Here is a 16432-nt window from a genome sequence, read left to right as displayed (position 1 = left end):
TGACCGCGCGCTGGAGGCCCTGGTCCGTGAGGCGATTGCCGACAACAAGTCGCTGGCGATTGCGCGGGCACGGGTGGAAGAGGCACGGGCAGCGCGACTGCGGGCGCAATCGGCGCTGGCGTGGCCCAGAACCGGCGCGCGGCCGAACTGGCGCGAACGCAGTACCGTTTCGGCTATGTGGGCTTGCTGGACGTGCTTGTGGCCGAACGTGATCTTCTCGATGCGGAGTCGCGACAAGCCGCATCGGATGCGAGCCTGCGGACGAACCTCGTGCGAATCTTCGCTGCTGCGGGTGGGGGTTGGCAGGTTGAAGTAGACGCCCACTAGCTATTTCGCCGTTGCCGCCGATCGGCGTTGACAGTCCTACCGATGCCGGCAGGGCCACGCCCGCGCCAAAGGACCAATGCGCAAGCGCGGTCACCGGTCCGAATTGCCCGGTGTATTTGACCGTGTTGTCCTCGCGATAATTCGCGCCTGATTGCAGCACCACGGGCTCATACTGGGTGGCATAGGCAGCGGGGGCAAAAATTCCCGAGTGCTTCGAGCATCGATGTGTACAGGCGCCCAAGGGTAAATTGGCCAATGCCGGCCGTCTGCAGACCAACAAACGCCTGTCGGCCGAACAACCGCCCCGCTTGCTGCAGCGTGCCTGTATCCACACCAAAGCCACTCTCAAGCACGAGTATTGCCTGCATGCCGGTACCGAGATCCTCTACGCCCCGACACCCCAGCGGGAGCCGGACAACTCGCCCGAATTGAGCCGATAGACCTGCTTGCCGACGGCGTACCTTCTTGTATGACGAGGCCAGCCATGAGAAGAGTGACTGCTTGTCGAGTGTGAGCACGCCATCGAGCCATCACATCGAACGTCTCAGATGGGTCGCTAGGCGACTAAGGACGGAATTCTGTTCGCTCCTCGTTGACTTGATAGACTCTGGCGGTCTATTCGCACTCCCATCGCTCGCCGTGCACATCCTGATCACTGGCGCCGCAGGTTCCGGTACTTCGACTCTGGCGCAGGCAGTTGCGCTTTGCAACCCAGCGCGAGTTCTGGAATCGGACGATTTCTTTTGGCGTCCAACCAATTCCCCCTATCAAGAGAAATTTGGTGCCGAAGAACGAGCGGCTGCTTTGTTGACCGCCGTGCGCGCCAGCGGCGAGACTGTAGTGGCGGGAGCTGTGATAGGTTGGGGGCACGAATTGGAGCATGCTTTCGACCTGGTCGTATTTCTCTACCTTCCTACCGATATCCGCGTTGCCCGGCTCAGGCGGCGAGAAGAGCTGCGATTCGGCAAGGCCGATCCCGAATTTTTGGACTGGGCAGCACAGTATGATGCGGGGACGGCCGAAGGCCGGACTCTCGCGCGCCATCGGGAATGGCTCAGGCACGTCACCTGTTCTGTTCTATGTCTGGAACGCGATGAATCGGTGGACGAAAGGCTGAAACAGGTTCTTCTGGCACGCGATGCCATCATTCGCGCCAAGCACTCTTAGTGCACTATCAATGATTACAGGACACGTCTTTATTGCCACCAGCCTCGACGGCTTTATCGCCCGGCCCGACGGCGACATCGGCTGGCTTCTGGAGCGGGATGACCCCGCCGAAGACCACGGCTATCCGGCCTTCATCGCCGACAAGGACGCGATCGTCATGGGCCGGGGCTGCTATGAAAAGGTCCTCACCATGGGCGAATGGGCTTACGACAAGCCCGTGCTTGTGCTGTCCCGAAAACTGGCAGGCACGCCGGTGCCAGAAGAGCTTCAGGGAAAGGTGCGTTTCTCGGATTGCACGCCTACGGACGCGATGTCGCAACTGGAGGCGACGGGAATGCGTCGCGTGTACGTCGATGGCGGTCAGTTGGTCCAGTCATTCCTGCGCGACGGATTGATCGCCGACCTAGTCGTCACAACCGTGCCGGTCTTGATCGGGACCGGCAGACCCTTGTTCGGCGACTTGCTGCGCGACGTGAGTCTGGCGCTCGAATCGAGCCGGTACTTTCCATCAGGCCTGGTGCAGTCGACCTATCGTGTGCTGCGCTGAGGCGCTGCAGATAAGGGCCTGAGCTAATCTCGGGCTGCTCCCGGCCATCTACGAACGTTGACCCACGCTCTCACACGGAGCTTCGAACGCCGGTTCTGCTCAAAGAACGGACCGCTGATCATATCGGTCGCATCATCGGCCATTCCGCACGATCGCCTTGCTTGGGATCACAATGGGATGTCTGCTCTCCAGTGGCGCCCCCACGCGGCCGTGAAAAACCGAGTCTCATGCAGAATTAACAATTCGTCATCCTGCCAACGAGATAAGTCTCCTAAGCTGATGCCAGCGTCCGCAAGTGGAGGAGGCCCTCATGCATCGTCACAGCAAGCTTATCTCGCTCCTGGTCGGAATCGCACTCTGCGCTGCGTTCACAAGCCAGGCGGCCACCCTCGTTTCCGGTCCCAGCCCCTTTGCAAGCTGCACCATTGGCGGTGGAACGGGGGGCACCAACTATCTGAATGCCGAGGTCGAGCCCTATCTGGCCGTCAATCCTGCCAATCCTGCCAATTTCATCGGGGTCTGGCAGCAGGACCGCTGGTCGGATGGCGGCGCGCGCGGTCTGGTTGCCAGCTCCTCGTTCGACGGCGGCAAAACCTGGCAGCAGACGCCACTGCCCTTCAGTGCATGCGCCGACGGCCTCGGGTACGAGAGGGCCTCCGACCCCTGGGTGTCGATCGGACCCGACGGCACCGCCTATGCCATCTCGATCTCATTCAACCGCTCCAATAACAGCAACGCGGTCGGCGCCGCGGTCTCCCGGGACGGCGGCCAGACCTGGCAGAACCTGAGCGTCATCTTCGCCGACAACGAACCCACTTCGCAGTTCTTCAACGACAAGGAATCGGTGACTGCTAATCCGGTCATCCCTGGCGTAGCCTACGCGGTCTGGGACCGTCTCGAGCAGCCAAACGGCAACCCATATGCCAATTTGCACACGGCAGCCTTCCGTGGACCCGCGCTGTTTTCGAAGACCGTCGACGGCGGCCGAACCTGGAGCCCGCCGCAGGTGATCGTCAACACCCCTTCGCGGCAGCAGACCATTGGCAACCAGATCGTGGTCAACTCGCAGACCGGCTCGCTCTACAACTTCTTCAACCTGATCCGCCCGCCATTCAACATCACCGCATCCAAAGTCGCTTTCGTCATGTCGACCGATGACGGTGCGACGTGGACCAAGCCGAAGGTCATCGCTGAAATGCGCACGGTGGGGGTGACGGATCCCAATACTGGCGAGGCAGTTCGAACCGGTGACATCATTCCGGAGCCCGCCATCGACCCGGCAACCGGGCAACTTTACGTGGTCTGGCAGGATTCGCGCTTCAACGGTGGGCTGTACGACGAGATCGCCATGTCGACATCAAGCGATGGCGGCCAGACCTGGAGCCCTCCGATCCGCGTCAATACCCCGTCCGGACGCACTGCTTTCACGCCATCAGTTCACGTCAATTCCGCTGGAGTCGTCGCCGTTACCTACTACGATTTCCGTAACCTCGCCGCCGGCAATATGACCACGCTGCCGGCCGACTACTGGTTAACCATTTCGAACAACGGGGGCGCCTCCTTCGGCGGTGAAGTGCACCTGTCCGGTCCCTTCGATATGAAGACGGCGCCTTTGGCATTGGGCTTCTTTGTCGGGGACTATGAAGGGTTGGCGGCCATGGGAACCGCGTTTGTACCCTTCTTTGTTCAGGCAAACTCGGGGGATGCGGCGAATCGCACTGATGTTTTTGTGGTTGCGCCGTAAACTGCGTTGCCCAACAACTACTCCGGAATTGGGAATGCCGCAGGTGTCTGCTGAGCAGATGAGGCGCGCTTATGAGGAACACGGAAGGTCAAGGAAAGCATCAAAACTCTCGTGATCGGCGCAGGCCAAGCCGGTCTTGCCCTGAGCTAGCTCTGAGCCAGCACCACTGTGAACACCTGGTAATCGAGCGAGCGCGCATCGCCGAGCGCTAGTGAGCGGGCGAAAGCGTTGTGCTCACGCAGATGTTCAGCGAACTGGCCAACCGTGGCCGCTTCCTTGCCTTCGGTCAAAAACACGACCTTACGCGCGTCGGCATCAGCGACAAGCGTCAAGTATCATCCGTCGGCAGGCCGGCAATGCGCGCTTCGTTACGTCCGTCTGTACCGGCGCACTCGTTCTCGGGGCGGCCGGTCTGCTCCGTGGACGCCGGGCGACGACGCGCTGGGCGTTTCACGAATTACTAGGTCCGTTGGGCGCAATTCCCGTGCGCGAGCGCGTGGTCCGCGACGGCAATCTGGTGACCGGTGGTGGCATTACTGCGGGAATCGATTTCGCCCTGACGTTGGCGATTGAGCTCGTCGGTAAAGAAGAGGCACAAGCTGTCCAGTTGGAGCTCGAATATGCGCCCGCTCCGCCGTTTGACGCTGGTAGCCTGGATTCCGCACCAAAGTCCATTGTGAGCTGGTACGTCGGCGGTCCGCAGGCTCGCTAGCGCGACGTGAGGAGATCGTTGCGCGGGTTGCCTCTTCCCTTTGACGCGGATTGGATAGCCGGAAGGCCGACGATCCTCCGCGACGCACGCGTACGCTGCCCGACTCTGGGCCCTTGGGATCGACGAGCGAGCGTAGAACGACCACGTGTGCCACGAACTGTCGCATGGCGATTTCACAGGAAACGAGGATTCATGACCCCGCTAGGCTGCCCGGACGAGGAATAGCAAGCGCATGATCAACTCGCCATCTGCCACCGTATTTTCGCCTCGCTCGGCTGGACGGAGTTGATCTACAACCACATTCACCGGTCAACCTGGTACGGCAGATTCCAGGAATCGTCGAGGCGCTAGGCCTCGTGATCGCGACTCCCGACGAGGCCCAGCGGATCCGGGGGCTCAAGGGTCCGCGAGCTGGTGCGACTGCAGCAACTGCGCCGCCTGACGTCAATGCCTGCGCTCCTTGGGCATCGAGTGCTCGTTTGCGTCGACTTCGCGTACTAGGCGAATGCCAACCAACGGATAACGCCTATCGCTTGCCCACTGAAGCCGAATGGGAGCGAAACGGTGAGCGTGGCGTCGGTGTCCGCTCCCCAGAGCTCGCGGCCTTCGAAAACGACAGTGTAGAGCCACTGCGGGTCTTCTCCCGCGCCTGTCACGACGCTGTCCGGGAAGACATGGCAACCCCGGATCGCCTCGATCGTTCCTTCACGGCCGCGTGCGTATCGCGGCAAGCGTGTGTGGGTGGGCGGGTTGATGTTCTTCGTGCGCACTCGCTCACCCGGTTTGAACCTGGCCTGCTTCTTGGGCGGGCGAGCGAAAGAGCCTCGGGTGAATGCGTGTTCGATGTCGTTTGTCGTCATGACCCGTTCGACGGGCTTGCCCGGATGCAGGGCATGCCCTGCGGCGATTTCATCGGCGCCGATCAGCCCTCGCTCGACGGCGTTGCGCTCGATTCCCAATTCCCATCTTTCGTAGTAGGACACCGAGAGGTACACCTCGGCAGGCAGCCGCTCCTGCGCGTCGCGAGACATGTCGATGTTCCAGGCGCGCGTGAAACGCATGGCCCGCTGCATCGCCAGCACGCGCTCCTCCCACTGCGCGTGGAACGGGGGTTCGTCAGCCTCGGGCCGGACCGCGCCGAAGCCGTGCATGCCCCCCATGTCATGAACTCCGTTCATGGCGATATCTCCTCGGGACGCTGGGGCAAGCCGGTGCCGATCATGCAGTCACGGGTGACGAGCCGCGCAAGGCGCTCCTCGGGCCAGCCTTCGGTGCCGGCGGGGCGGGGTGGTACCACAATGAAGCGGGCTTCTGCGGTCGAGTCCCAGACTCGGATCTGCGCGTCTTCTGGCAGGACGACACCGAAGTCGGCCAGCACGCCGCGCGGATCTGACACGGCACGCGAGCGATAAGCGGCCGACTTGTACCAGACCGGTGGCAGCCCGAGCACGTCCCATGGGTAGCACGAGCACAGCGTGCAGACGACCATGCGAGGTGGAACTCGACCGCCGGGCCCCGGCCAGCGAACTGCTAGTCGGCTACAGCGCCGATGTGGAGATCGTCACCGAGGTGCGCGATGGCGTGCTGCGGGCTCCCAGCGCGGCGCTCGACGCCGGCGGCCGCGCGCTGGTGCTGGCCGGGGGCCGCCTGCAGGCGCGGCAGGTGCAGGCCGGGCTGGCCAATCCCGAGTTCACCGAGGTGCGTGGCGGCCTGGCGCGCGGGGACCGGGTGGTCGTCTCGCTTGACCGCAGCGGCGTCAAATCCGGCGCCCGGGCAGTGGAGGAGGAGGCCCCGCGATGATCGAGCTGGAAGGCATCCGCCGCGAATTCGTGCTTGGCGGCGAGACCGTCCACGCGCTGCGCGATGTCAGCCTGCGGGTCGAGCTGGGCGAATACCTGTCGATCATGGGGCCGTCCGGATCGGGCAAGTCCACCTTGCTCAATATCATCGGCCTGCTCGACCGCGCCGCTGCGGGACGCTACCTGCTGGACGGCCGTGACGTGACCGCTCTGAGCGAGAACGAGCTGGCCGCCGTGCGGCGCGAGAAGATGGGCTTCGTGTTCCAGTTGTTCCACCTGGTGCCGCGCCTGACTGCCGCCGGCAATATCGAGTTGCCGATGGTGCTGGCCGGCATCGACCCGGCGCAGCGCCAGCGGCGCGTGGCCGCGCTGCTGGAGGAGTACGGGCTTAGCGAACGCGCCGGGCATCGGCCCGATCAGTTGTCGGGCGGCCAGTGCCAGCGCATGGCCATCGCCCGTGCGATGGCGATGCAGCCGTCGGTGATTCTCGCCGACGAGCCCACCGGCAATCTCGACCGCCACACCGGCATGGACGTGATGGCCGTGCTCGAAGGGCTGCACACGCGTGGCGGCACGCTGCTGGTGGTCACGCACGACCCCGAGATCGGCCAGCGCGCGCACCGTCGCCTGCGCATGGTGGACGGCGCCATCGTCGAGGACCGCCATGCGTTGCTCTGACGTGCTCGCTTTCACCTGGCAGGTGCTGCGCGGCAACCGCGCCCGCACGCTGCTGATCCTACTGGCGATGGGCATCGGCGTGGCGGCGGTGGTGATCGTCACGGCGCTGGGCGAGGGGGCGCGGCGCTACGTGGTCGACCAGTTCGGCGCGCTCGGCACCAATCTCGTGATCGTGCTGCCGGGGCGCAGCGAGACGGTCGGCGCGGCGCCGGGCATCGTGCTGGGTGCCACCACCCGCGACCTGACACTGGACGACGCGCTGGCGCTGCGCCGCAGCGCCGCCGTACTGCACGTGGCGCCGCTGATCGTCGGCGACGCCGACCTGCATGCCGGTGCACGCCGCCGCGAGGCGCCGGTGCTGGGCTCCACCGCCGAGCTGCTGCCGGTGCGGCATATGGAGCTGGCGCTGGGCAGTTTCCTGCCCGAGGGCGACCTGCACCACGGCCAGCCCGTCTGCGTGATCGGCGCACGCGTGGCCGCCGACCTGTTCGGCAGCCGTCCAGCGCTGGGCGAATGGCTGCGCATCGGCGACCGACGCTTCCGCGTAATCGGGTTGCTGGCTGGACAGGGACAGTCGCTCGGCTTCAATACCGACGAGCTGGTGATTGTGCCGGTCGCGGCCGCACAGGCGCTCTTCAATACCAACTCGCTGTTCCGCATCCTGGTGGAAGCCCGCTCGCGCGCGCAGGTGGTCGATGCCCGCGCCGACGCCGAGGCCATCCTGCGCCTGCGCCATGAAGGTGAGCGCGACGTCACGGTGATCACGCAGGATGCGGTGCTGGCGACCTTCGACCGCATCCTTCGCGCGCTGACCCTGGCCGTCAGCGCAATTGCCGCCATCAGCCTCGCCGTGGCGGGCATCCTGATCATGAACGTGATGCTGATCGCGGTGACGCAGCGCCGCCACGAGATCGGCCTGCTGAAGGCCATCGGCGCCACGGCGGGGGAGATCCGACTGCTGTTCCTCAGCGAGGCGGCGCTGATGGCGCTGGCCGGCGCCGCCGCCGGGCTGGCGCTGGGCGGCCTGGGCTGCCTGGCGGTGGGGCGGATCTATCCTGCCATCCCGTTCGCGCCACCGTGGTGGGCGCTCCTGGCGGCGCCAGGCACCGCGCTGGCCACCGCGCTGGCCTTCACGCTCGCGCCGGCCTCACAGGCGGCGCGTCTCGATCCCGTGCAGGCGCTGTCGCGCCGCTGATCACCATGCGCTGGGCCGACCTGCTCCGCTTCACCCTGACCGCGCTGGCGGCGCACCGCCTGCGCACCGCACTGAGCGCGCTGGGCATTGCCATCGGCATCACCGCCGTGATCCTGCTGACCTCGATTGGCGAGGGACTGCACCGCTTCGTGATCGCCGAATTCACGCAGTTCGGCACCAACCTGATCGGGGTGACGCCGGGGCGCACGCAGACCAAGGGCGGGATGGGTTCGCTCGGCTCGATCAACACCGTCCGCCCGCTGAGCATCGACGACGCCGTGGCGCTGCGCCAGGCCCCGCACGTGCGCATGACCAATCCCATGGTGCAGGGTAATGCCGAGGTGGAGTACGGCAGTCTGCGCCGGCGCGTGACGCTCTATGGCGTCGGCGCGGGATTTACTGAGGCGCTGTCGATGCGCGTGGCGAGTGGTCAGTTCCTGCCCGACGACGACCAGCGCGCCGCACGCCCGCTGGCGGTGCTGGGCGCCCGCGTGGCGCGCGAGCTGTTCGGCGCAAAGAGCCCACTGGGGGCGCGCATCCGCGTCGGCGCGCAGCGCTACCGGGTGGTCGGCGTGATGGAGGCCAAGGGGCAGATGCTCGGCTTCGACCTGGACGATACCGTCTACATCCCCGCCGGGCGAGCGCTGGAGCTGTTCAACCGCGAAAGCCTGGTGGAGATCGAGGTGACTTATGACCCGCCCGCGCAGGTGGCCGAGGTGGAGGCGGGGATCAAGCGCCTGCTGCGGGCGCGCCACGGGGCTGAGGATTTCACCGTCACCCCGCAGCAGAAGATGCTGGAGGTGTTCGGCACGGTGCTCTATGCAGTGACTTTCGCGGTGGCGGCCATCGGCGCGGTGTCGCTGGTGGTGGGTGGCGTGGGCATCCTGACCATCCTCACCATCGCGGTATCGGAGCGGACCGCGGAGATCGGCCTGCTGCGCGCGGTCGGCGCCACGCACCGGCAGGTGCTGGCGCTGTTTCTCGCCGAGGCCACCATGCTGGCCGCTATCGGCGGGCTGGCCGGGCTGCTAGTGGGCTGGCTGATCGCCGTCGTGCTCGATGTCCTGGTGCCTGCGCTGCCGGTGCGCACGCCGTGGTCCTACGCCGTGGGCGCCGAGGTGGTGGCGGTGGTGGTGGGGCTGGCCGCCGGCGTGCTGCCGGCGCGGCGGGCGGCGCGGCTGGAGCCGCAGCAGGCGCTGCGGTCGGAGTGAGGTAGATACTGCCTGCAAATTCCTCTGCAAACTTAAGCCAAATAGAGCTGCATCGACCCGCCAAGCCGCCATAGATGTCACGCTGGGTCGACAGGCCGCAATGGGTCGCTTTGCGACTGTCATCATCCCAGTAGATTTGCACCAGCCCACATGGCTGCATCCTCCAAACTGCGGAAATAGCATCCATTCCTCTTACCTTGACGGTTTGTACAAGCTCGCAAATACGGTTGGCTCCCACTCCCGCGCGGCCAGGAGCATGCCGATTCCCCGACGCTGTTCCAAAGGTACCGATGACGGGCGACTGCAAGGCGAACATTGTGTGGCACGCAGTAAGACGGGTGAGACGCAGATCTGGCGGATGGATGGTCCCCGAATCGCTGATCGCGCCACGGTGGTCGGCTCTACTTCGATTTGATCGTCGTCCGATGAGGTCGACGGACTCATTTGACCGGTTGGCCGATGGCAAGAAGGTTGCCCTCGCAATCTCTGAACCAAGCACCTTTCTCGCCAATGCCACCCTTGGACGGGTAGTTTCCCTGGATCTCGGCGATCCCATTGATGGTCTTGAGACCGGGAAGATCGTATTCTTCGAATGTGACTCCCCGGTGCCGCAGTTCGCTAACGATTGCCTGAATGTCATCGACCTCCCAGGCCATTTGTGTGTGACTGCCAGAGGCCGATCCAGCCGACTCGAAAAGTACGAAGTAGCTGTTGCCGCATTTGTAGCGGAGGCCGCCAGGCCGTTCCTCTACCGGCTCAAGACCAAGCTTGCTCGAGTAGAAGCTTCTCGCTCGTGCGAGGTCTTGTGCAGGAATCCTGGTCGCGACGTCACTGTTTTGGAGCATGGGAAACTCTCCTGTGTAGGGGTGGAGGCATAAGTCCAGCTTAGGCGTGTGCCGGACGTTAATGAAATGGGGCGCTTCATGACGCTACTAGTATTGGGATTGTTCATTTTCCTGGGCGCGCACTCGGTGCGCATGGTTGCTGACTCATGGCGCACCGCGCAGATTGCCAAGCTCGGCCCGCGTCGCTGGAAAGGCTTGTTCACCCTGGTTTCGATTGCCGGCCTGGCGGTGGTTGTCTGGGGCTACGGCCTGGCCAGCGCGCATCCTGTGATGGTCTGGACGCCACCGGCGTGGGGGCGGCACTTTGCGGCATTTCTCACAATCCCGGCCTTCGTGCTGATTGCGGCGGCATACGTGCCTGGCAACCGCATCAAGGCTGCGCTCGGCCATCCGATGCTGGCAGGCGTGCAGGCCTGGGCCCTGGCGCACCTGCTTGCCAACGGAACACTCGCCGCAGTAGTGCTGTTTGGCGCGTTCCTGGCGTGGGCGGTGGCAGATTTCGTGTCAGCGCGCCGGCGGGACCGGGAAGCGAGAACCAGCTACCCAGCCGGGACACCTGCACGTGATGCAATAGTGACAGTCGCAGGACTAGCGGCCTGGGCGTTGTTCGGATTCATGCTTCATGAACGGATGACCACCGTGCGGGCGTTCGCGTAAGCAGAACATCTGGCAGTTAGGATGGCTTTTCATCCAGAAGCTGACAAGCCCGCCTTGGTTCTATACGCTGTGAAGCGTCGGATACATCAGGGACGGAGCATGAGTTCACCTCAACCAATGAACGAGCAAGCGCCATCTGCATTGAGGATCGTCCTTACCAGCATCGAGCGAGTCCTTCCGCCACATATCCGCGCGACGCTTCGGCCTCCGGCTGAGGCGGGAGACCTGGCTGGGCTTGTCTCATCCGTCCCAGAAGTTGGCCAACTGCCAGCCGACGTGTGCGTGCTGTTCTCTTGGCACGATGGGCAGCCATGGAACTCACCGCTCAGTCGAAAGGACAATCGGCGGCTGCTCTCGGTAAGCGAAATAGGGAGGGAATGTTCGTTCTTTGCAGATCCGACGTCCGACTTCATGGAGCCATGGAGCCCCTTGTGGTTGCCCGTTCTAACCAACGACTCGGGAGACTTCGTTGTGTATGAAACTGCGGGTCCGTCGAGGGGCAAGCTGCTGCACTACTGGCATGACGATCAATCGAGAAGCGTCGCATATTTGTCCCTTCCGGAATGGGCCGAGGAACTGCTTCGTGAGCATGAACAATCCGAACCGTGACCCCGCCGCCGAGCGGATAACTTCAAGCCGGTTGCGCTATCTGGAAGTCGCGGTTCCTGCCGAATGTTGAGCGGCACAGGGAGAAGGCCGATGTTGAAATGGTTCAAAAATCTCGGCGCACCCAGCGTCGGGCCTGATTACAGGCACGTCGATTCGCGCGGGAAAGCTGAAGACTTATGTAAGCGAGGAGAGCTCATGAAGCTACTGCTCATGCCTCTCGAGTTCGGGGGCGAGGATATTCTTCCGAACACAGTGTACGTGCCGGCTCATGCCGCTGAATCGAAGGCTCGGATCGATCAGCGCACCGTCGTGCCACTCGCTCAGAAAGGGCAGATTCGCCGCTACTCAGCCACCCCGGAGTACGAGGGCAAGAGTTTTATTCCAAGCATGATCCGGATTTCGGCCAGCGATCCGGGTCACTTCGAGGCAAGCGTTGCGGTTTGGGGAAAGGCACTACAGGAACCCGAGGCACCGCCACAGCCTGAAGCACCGCTGCCGGAGTTCGCTCCGGCAGCAGCGTCCCTTGACGGTTTGGAGCCCGAAGACGTGGTTCGTGCTTTCATCGCTGACTATGAAAGATGGAACGATTTCGTTAATCAGGCAAACGCGCAGGATACTTTCCAAGGTATCGATGCTGCGGAATCCGCTTACAACGCGCTGATCTCAAAATATTGCCCGCCGGGGCATCGCCCACAGCCCGTGTCATTCGGCGACGACTGTTCACACGACAATCGCGAGGCAATCCTCGACACCGAATTCGGCGCGGTGAACGCTTGTATAGTAAGGACGCGCCACACCAAGACGAAGCATAACGTGACTTTCACCGCTGATTACGAGTATCACCTTCACGAAGCAGGTTCCAGGTGGTTCCTGACGAGCATTCTCTACGTTGACGCCGAAGGCAAGTATAAGGGGCTCTAGGCGCGAACCCAACGCGCTCCACTCGACGGGCCTCGCCCTGCGGGCTCGGCCTTCCTTTGCATCCCCCGGCGCCGGTGCGCGCGGGATTACGTGTCCCCGCAACTGGCCAAGGACGACGGAAACGCAATGGCTGTAGTCGGCCATTTTGCGACATTCGGCGTGCGCCAACGGATGTCCGTCCTCCTACCGCGAACGGTCTTTCGTCATCGGCTTGCGACGGCCCGTGATGCGGCTCGACGAAATACTTACGAGTACGGGCCTATCCTTGATGTGCTCGTCGAGATCACCTGAAATCACGCCTCGACAGTCAGTAGGGAGAGGCCCAGGCCACCACGGCGCCACAGCCACGGACTCGGGCGATAGCGCATGTCGCCGGTCACCGCTTCCATGTTGCGCAGCGTTTCCAGCACCAGTTGCGGACCGACCGCGTCGCCGAGCGCCAGCGGGCCCTTGGGGTAACCCAGGCCGAGGTTCACGGCCAGGTCGATGTCGGCCGGCGTGGCGATGCGCTGCTGCGCGATATCGCTGGCGATGTTGATGATGCAGCAGAGCACGCGCTGGGCAACGAAGCCGGCGGAGTCGCGGATCACCGTGACCGGCACGCCGTCGCTGGCGAACAGGCCATGCGCGGCGTCGCGCGCGGCGGCGCTGGTGGCCGGCGTGGTCATCAGCGTGCGGCGCCTGGTGGCCTCGAACGGCAGCAGCGTGTCGATGGCAACGGTGCGGGCCGGGTCCAGGCCCTGCTGCAGCGCGCTGGTGGTGGCGTCCAGGCCCAGCGGCGTGACGATGATCAGCGCGTCGGCCGAGGGCTGGTTGCCGCCTTCCGGGGTCACGCCGAGCGCGCCCAGCAGCTTGGTGACCATGGCGTGGCCGCGCTCGCTGGCGTGGCTGACCCACACGCTCGACGGGCGCGCGCTTGGCACCGCGGCGGCGGCCGGCACCTGCTTCTGGCCATCGGCATAGGCATAGAAACCGGCGCCGGCCTTGCGCCCGATCAGCCCGCCGACCGCGCGGATCGCGGTGATCGGCGACGGACGGTAGCGCGGCTCCTGGTAGAACTGGTTGTAGATCGATTCCATCACCGGGTGCGACACGTCCAGCCCGGTCAGGTCCATCAGCTCGAACGGCCCCATGCGGAAACCGGCCTGCTCGCGCATGATGTTGTCGATGTCGGCGAATCCGGCCACGCCTTCCTGCGCCGCCTTCAGGCCCTCGATATTCATGCCGCGGCCGGCATGGTTGACGATAAAGCCCGGCATGTCCTTGCAGCGCACCGGCGTATGGCCCATGCGGCGCGACAGCGCCATCAGCGCGTCGCCCACCGCCGGGTTGCCCGACAGGCCATCGATGACCTCGACCACCTTCATCAGCGGCACCGGGTTGAAGAAGTGGTAGCCGGCGATGCGGCCGGGATGTTTCGAACCGACCGCGATCGCGGTGATCGACAGCGACGAGGTGTTCGAGGCGATGATGGCGTCTTCGCGCAGGATGGCTTCGAGCTTGGCCACCAGGTCACGCTTGACCTCCAGCTTCTCGACGATGGCTTCGAGCACCATGTCGCAGCCGGCTAGGTCTTCCAGCGCACCGCAGGGCTTGACGCGGGCCAGCGTGGCCTCGGCGTCGGCGGCGCTGAGCTTGCCCTTGTCCGCGAGCTTGGCCAGCGTGTCCTGCAGGTACTTGCGCGCGGCTTCCACCGCCTGCGGGTTGGCGTCGTACAGGTTGACGGTCAGGCCTGCCTGCGCGGCGATCTGCGCGATGCCCCGGCCCATGGCGCCGGTGCCGACGATGCCAAGGGTGTTGATGTCAGAAGAGTTCATAGAGACGCTCTGTTTGAGTCGGAGAGTGGCCGATGGCCGCACTAGAAGGGCAACCCAGGGCTGCAGTCTCCCATGATGGCGGAGAGTAACTCTCATGGAGCCGCCGCGCACCCGCTCAATTCCATCCATTGAAATTGGATCTGTGCCGAGCCACGTCAGGCCGGTGTGGTGACACTCACGGGCGGGAAGCCCTTCAATTCTGCAAGGTATCGAAACCAATTTGATGCGTTACCCTCTGCAACGCCAATCTCGTCGGGCAGCGTGAACGGCCCACTGCAATGGCGGTCTGACCCCATCCTTACCTCCCCTTTTAAAATTTGCTATAGGTATTAGCGAACGTGGCAATAAGGCGACCGCGTCGACGCCTTACTCTCCCCGAAGCATCCGCGCTTGTATCGCTGCCGCAAGTTCCATCAGTGGCTTGGCCAGCGCCGCCTCGATAGCGCCGGCATCCTGCTGCGTGGATACACTGACGTTCAATACATGGGCCGTATACTCGTCAAAGCGCATTGGTGTTGCCATGGCCACGACCTGAGGCTGCCATGACGCAACGCAGTAGCCCTTCTCATGCACGGAGCACACCGCAGCATCGATTTCCCGTCGCAGTGCGCCCCAGCCGCGGCCGCGGTACTTGTCGGCCATGACCCTCATCATCGCACTGAAAGCCTCCGGTGACAGCGTTGCCAGGTGCGCGCGGCCGAGAGAGGTCAGCGCCATCGGGATGCGCTGTCCGCTCACCACCGTACGCAGTGACTGGCGCCGGTTGTAGCGGAACGACTCCAGGTAAATCATCTCGTCGCCCTCCGCCACCGCCAGTCCGACATTGATCTTCTGACGCATGGCAACCTCGGCCATCATCGGCGCCGCGACCCTGAGAACCTGCGAGCCGTCGCGCATGGCATGCGCCATACTGAGGACCGGCACACCCAGCCGGTAGGCCCGGAACTGCGGGACATACTCGAGCATGCCGGTCTCTATCAGCGACTGCGTCAGGCGGCTGACTGTGGAGCGGGACAAGCCGGTGCGCTCGGCAATTTCACTGTTGCCGAGCATGGACGAGCCGGCGCGAAAGGCGCGTAGTACGGCAATGCCACGCTCTAGCGAGCGGTTGGGCGTCGCCTTGCCTTGGCCTGGTTTGATCCGTTCGATGTTGACGATGCTGCTCGGCATAGCAGGGAGTCACTGCGGGCCAGTGACCGTTCTGGAAGTCGGCGCCCGGCGCCTGCGTATGTTGGGCTGCGGGCAATGCTACTCGATGCGGATCTCCTTGTCCTTCACCACTTGCAGCCAACGACTGACCTCCTGCTCGGCAGTGGCGCAAAGATCCTGTGGCGAACCAATGCCGCCCACCACCCCTTCGCGCGCCAGCCTTTCGCGGAACGCGCCACCGGCAGATGCCTGGGCGATGGCTCGATGCAGCGCGGCGACCACCGTCGCCGGCGTTCCCTTCGGTACGAAGACGCCGTACCAGACCTCGGCGCTGTAACCTTTGACGCCAGCCTCCGCGACGGCAGGCACCTCCGGGAAAGCCGGGGACCGCGCGGGCGAGGTCACGGCCAGCGCCCGCACGCGCCCGTCGCGGATCAGCGTTGCGGCGCTGGCCATCGTCGCGAACGCGACATCGATATGGCCGGCCAGCAGGTCGGCGAACTGAGGTGCTGAGCCACGGTATGGCACGTGCACGAGCCGGATACCAGCCAAGGACTGGAAATACTCGGCTGCCAGGTGCACCGACGTCCCGTTACCTGCCGAGCCATAGGTCAGCTTGCCCGGATTGGCTTTGGCATCGCGCAGCAGATCTGCCGCCGAGCGGATTCGGCTATCGTTGCGAACCAGCACCACATTTGGCGCGCGGCCGAGCAGCGCCACCAGCTCGAAGGCTTGGATGCCGCCATACGGCAACTTGATGCCAATGCTGGCGACGATAGAAAAGGCACTGGTGGTAAGCAGCAGCGTATAGCCATCCGCCGAACTCTTGGCGACCAGGTCATTGCCCATGACCGAGCCGGCGCCGGGCTTGTTTTCAACGATGAAGGGCTTACCCATGCCGCGCGACAATTCATCGCCCAGCGAGCGGGCGATCACGTCAGTGCCCCCGCCTGCGGGGAATGGCACGATGATGCGCACCGGCCGCGCCGGGTAGGGCTGCGCGTGCGCGGCCAGGGGAATGATCGGCAACGCCGTCACCAGCATGGCGAACAGC

At 64.1% G+C, this 16432-nt stretch carries 16 protein-coding genes and 3 pseudogenes; 11 read left to right on the top strand and 8 right to left on the bottom strand.

The features are described 5' to 3' along the window. Positions 1–120 precede the first annotated feature (120 nt). Entirely contained in the window at positions 121–327 is a 207-nt protein-coding gene (locus tag ACAD63_RS09905) for a TolC family protein (RefSeq protein ID WP_167884625.1), read from the top strand. Position 328: 1 nt separating this feature from the next. Here the strand turns inward: ACAD63_RS09905 and ACAD63_RS09900 are convergent. Continuing rightward, a pseudogene (locus ACAD63_RS09900) lies at positions 329–769 on the bottom strand (porin); the annotation flags it as partial. A 197-nt stretch (positions 770–966) separates the two neighbouring features. Here ACAD63_RS09900 and ACAD63_RS09895 point away from each other — a divergent pair. From ACAD63_RS09895 to ACAD63_RS09885, 3 genes are all read left to right on the top strand, one after another. After that, complete coding sequence (locus ACAD63_RS09895; protein ID WP_135706359.1) at positions 967–1494, top strand: hypothetical protein; 528 nt, start codon at positions 967–969, stop codon at positions 1492–1494. A gap of 10 nt (positions 1495–1504) precedes the next feature. Beyond that, positions 1505–2041: a dihydrofolate reductase family protein gene (locus ACAD63_RS09890; RefSeq protein WP_135706358.1), complete on the top strand. Its 537-nt coding sequence runs from the start codon at positions 1505–1507 to the stop codon at positions 2039–2041. 310 nt (positions 2042–2351) lie between these two features. Continuing rightward, positions 2352–3785, top strand: a complete 1434-nt coding sequence (locus ACAD63_RS09885; RefSeq protein ID WP_434033852.1) for an exo-alpha-sialidase — start codon at positions 2352–2354, stop codon at positions 3783–3785. A 146-nt stretch (positions 3786–3931) separates the two neighbouring features. On the opposite strand, the gene ACAD63_RS09880 is transcribed toward ACAD63_RS09885, so the two are convergent. Then, positions 3932–4117, bottom strand: a complete 186-nt coding sequence (locus ACAD63_RS09880) for a hypothetical protein (protein WP_240746121.1) — start codon at positions 4115–4117, stop codon at positions 3932–3934. Here ACAD63_RS09880 and ACAD63_RS09875 point away from each other — a divergent pair. Then, positions 4117–4541: pseudogene (locus tag ACAD63_RS09875) on the top strand (DJ-1/PfpI family protein); the annotation flags it as partial. The gene ACAD63_RS09880 and the pseudogene ACAD63_RS09875 sit on opposite strands and share 1 nt — an antisense overlap. Positions 4542–4994: 453 nt before the next feature. Here the strand turns inward: ACAD63_RS09875 and nthB are convergent. Further along, on the bottom strand, positions 4995–5675 hold the full coding sequence (gene nthB, locus ACAD63_RS09870; RefSeq protein WP_434033851.1) for a nitrile hydratase subunit beta: 681 nt from the start codon (positions 5673–5675) through the stop codon (positions 4995–4997). After that, positions 5672–5986, bottom strand: a pseudogene (locus ACAD63_RS09865) (nitrile hydratase subunit alpha); the annotation flags it as partial. The pseudogene ACAD63_RS09865 and the gene nthB, both read right to left, overlap by 4 nt. 5 nt (positions 5987–5991) lie before the next feature. On the opposite strand from ACAD63_RS09865, the gene ACAD63_RS09860 reads away from it, so the two are divergent. From ACAD63_RS09860 to ACAD63_RS09845, 4 genes are read left to right on the top strand one after another with little or no spacing between them, the layout of a single operon-like run. Continuing rightward, positions 5992–6297, top strand: a complete 306-nt coding sequence (locus ACAD63_RS09860; RefSeq protein WP_135706353.1) for a hypothetical protein — start codon at positions 5992–5994, stop codon at positions 6295–6297. Continuing rightward, positions 6294–6974 (top strand): ABC transporter ATP-binding protein, encoded by a 681-nt coding sequence (locus tag ACAD63_RS09855; RefSeq protein ID WP_135706352.1) that lies wholly within the window; start codon positions 6294–6296, stop codon positions 6972–6974. The genes ACAD63_RS09860 and ACAD63_RS09855 overlap by 4 nt, the downstream gene beginning before the upstream one ends. Beyond that, positions 6961–8169, top strand: coding sequence for an ABC transporter permease (locus tag ACAD63_RS09850; protein WP_434033850.1), 1209 nt, complete (start codon positions 6961–6963; stop codon positions 8167–8169). Before ACAD63_RS09855 ends, ACAD63_RS09850 begins: the two co-directional genes overlap by 14 nt. A 5-nt stretch (positions 8170–8174) precedes the next feature. Further along, entirely contained in the window at positions 8175–9380 is a 1206-nt protein-coding gene (locus ACAD63_RS09845) for an ABC transporter permease (protein WP_434033849.1), read from the top strand. Positions 9381–9820: 440 nt separating this feature from the next. Here ACAD63_RS09845 and ACAD63_RS09840 read toward each other — a convergent pair whose 3' ends face one another. Further along, complete coding sequence (locus tag ACAD63_RS09840; protein ID WP_133098012.1) at positions 9821–10225, bottom strand: VOC family protein; 405 nt, start codon at positions 10223–10225, stop codon at positions 9821–9823. Positions 10226–10303: 78 nt separating this feature from the next. Here ACAD63_RS09840 and ACAD63_RS09835 point away from each other — a divergent pair, with 78 nt between their 5' ends. Both ACAD63_RS09835 and ACAD63_RS09830 read left to right on the top strand, forming a co-directional pair. After that, complete coding sequence (locus ACAD63_RS09835; protein ID WP_135706350.1) at positions 10304–10882, top strand: NnrU family protein; 579 nt, start codon at positions 10304–10306, stop codon at positions 10880–10882. A gap of 804 nt (positions 10883–11686) precedes the next feature. Continuing rightward, positions 11687–12412 (top strand): hypothetical protein, encoded by a 726-nt coding sequence (locus tag ACAD63_RS09830; protein ID WP_434033848.1) that lies wholly within the window; start codon positions 11687–11689, stop codon positions 12410–12412. A gap of 293 nt (positions 12413–12705) precedes the next feature. Here ACAD63_RS09830 and ACAD63_RS09825 read toward each other — a convergent pair whose 3' ends face one another. The 3 genes from ACAD63_RS09825 to ACAD63_RS09815 form a co-directional block, all read right to left on the bottom strand. Continuing rightward, positions 12706–14229, bottom strand: coding sequence for a 3-hydroxyacyl-CoA dehydrogenase (locus ACAD63_RS09825; RefSeq protein WP_135706388.1), 1524 nt, complete (start codon positions 14227–14229; stop codon positions 12706–12708). A gap of 366 nt (positions 14230–14595) precedes the next feature. Next, positions 14596–15399, bottom strand: a complete 804-nt coding sequence (locus tag ACAD63_RS09820) for an IclR family transcriptional regulator (protein WP_133096980.1) — start codon at positions 15397–15399, stop codon at positions 14596–14598. A 78-nt stretch (positions 15400–15477) separates the two neighbouring features. Next, positions 15478–16422: a tripartite tricarboxylate transporter substrate binding protein gene (locus tag ACAD63_RS09815; protein ID WP_434033847.1), complete on the bottom strand. Its 945-nt coding sequence runs from the start codon at positions 16420–16422 to the stop codon at positions 15478–15480. Positions 16423–16432 lie beyond the last annotated feature (10 nt).

Origin of the sequence: Cupriavidus sp. a3 (assembly GCF_051015765.1) — a bacterium.
Taxonomy (GTDB): domain Bacteria; phylum Pseudomonadota; class Gammaproteobacteria; order Burkholderiales; family Burkholderiaceae; genus Cupriavidus; species Cupriavidus oxalaticus_A.
Note: the sequence above shows the minus strand (reverse complement) of the source record. Positions and strands in the feature narration are given on the sequence as shown.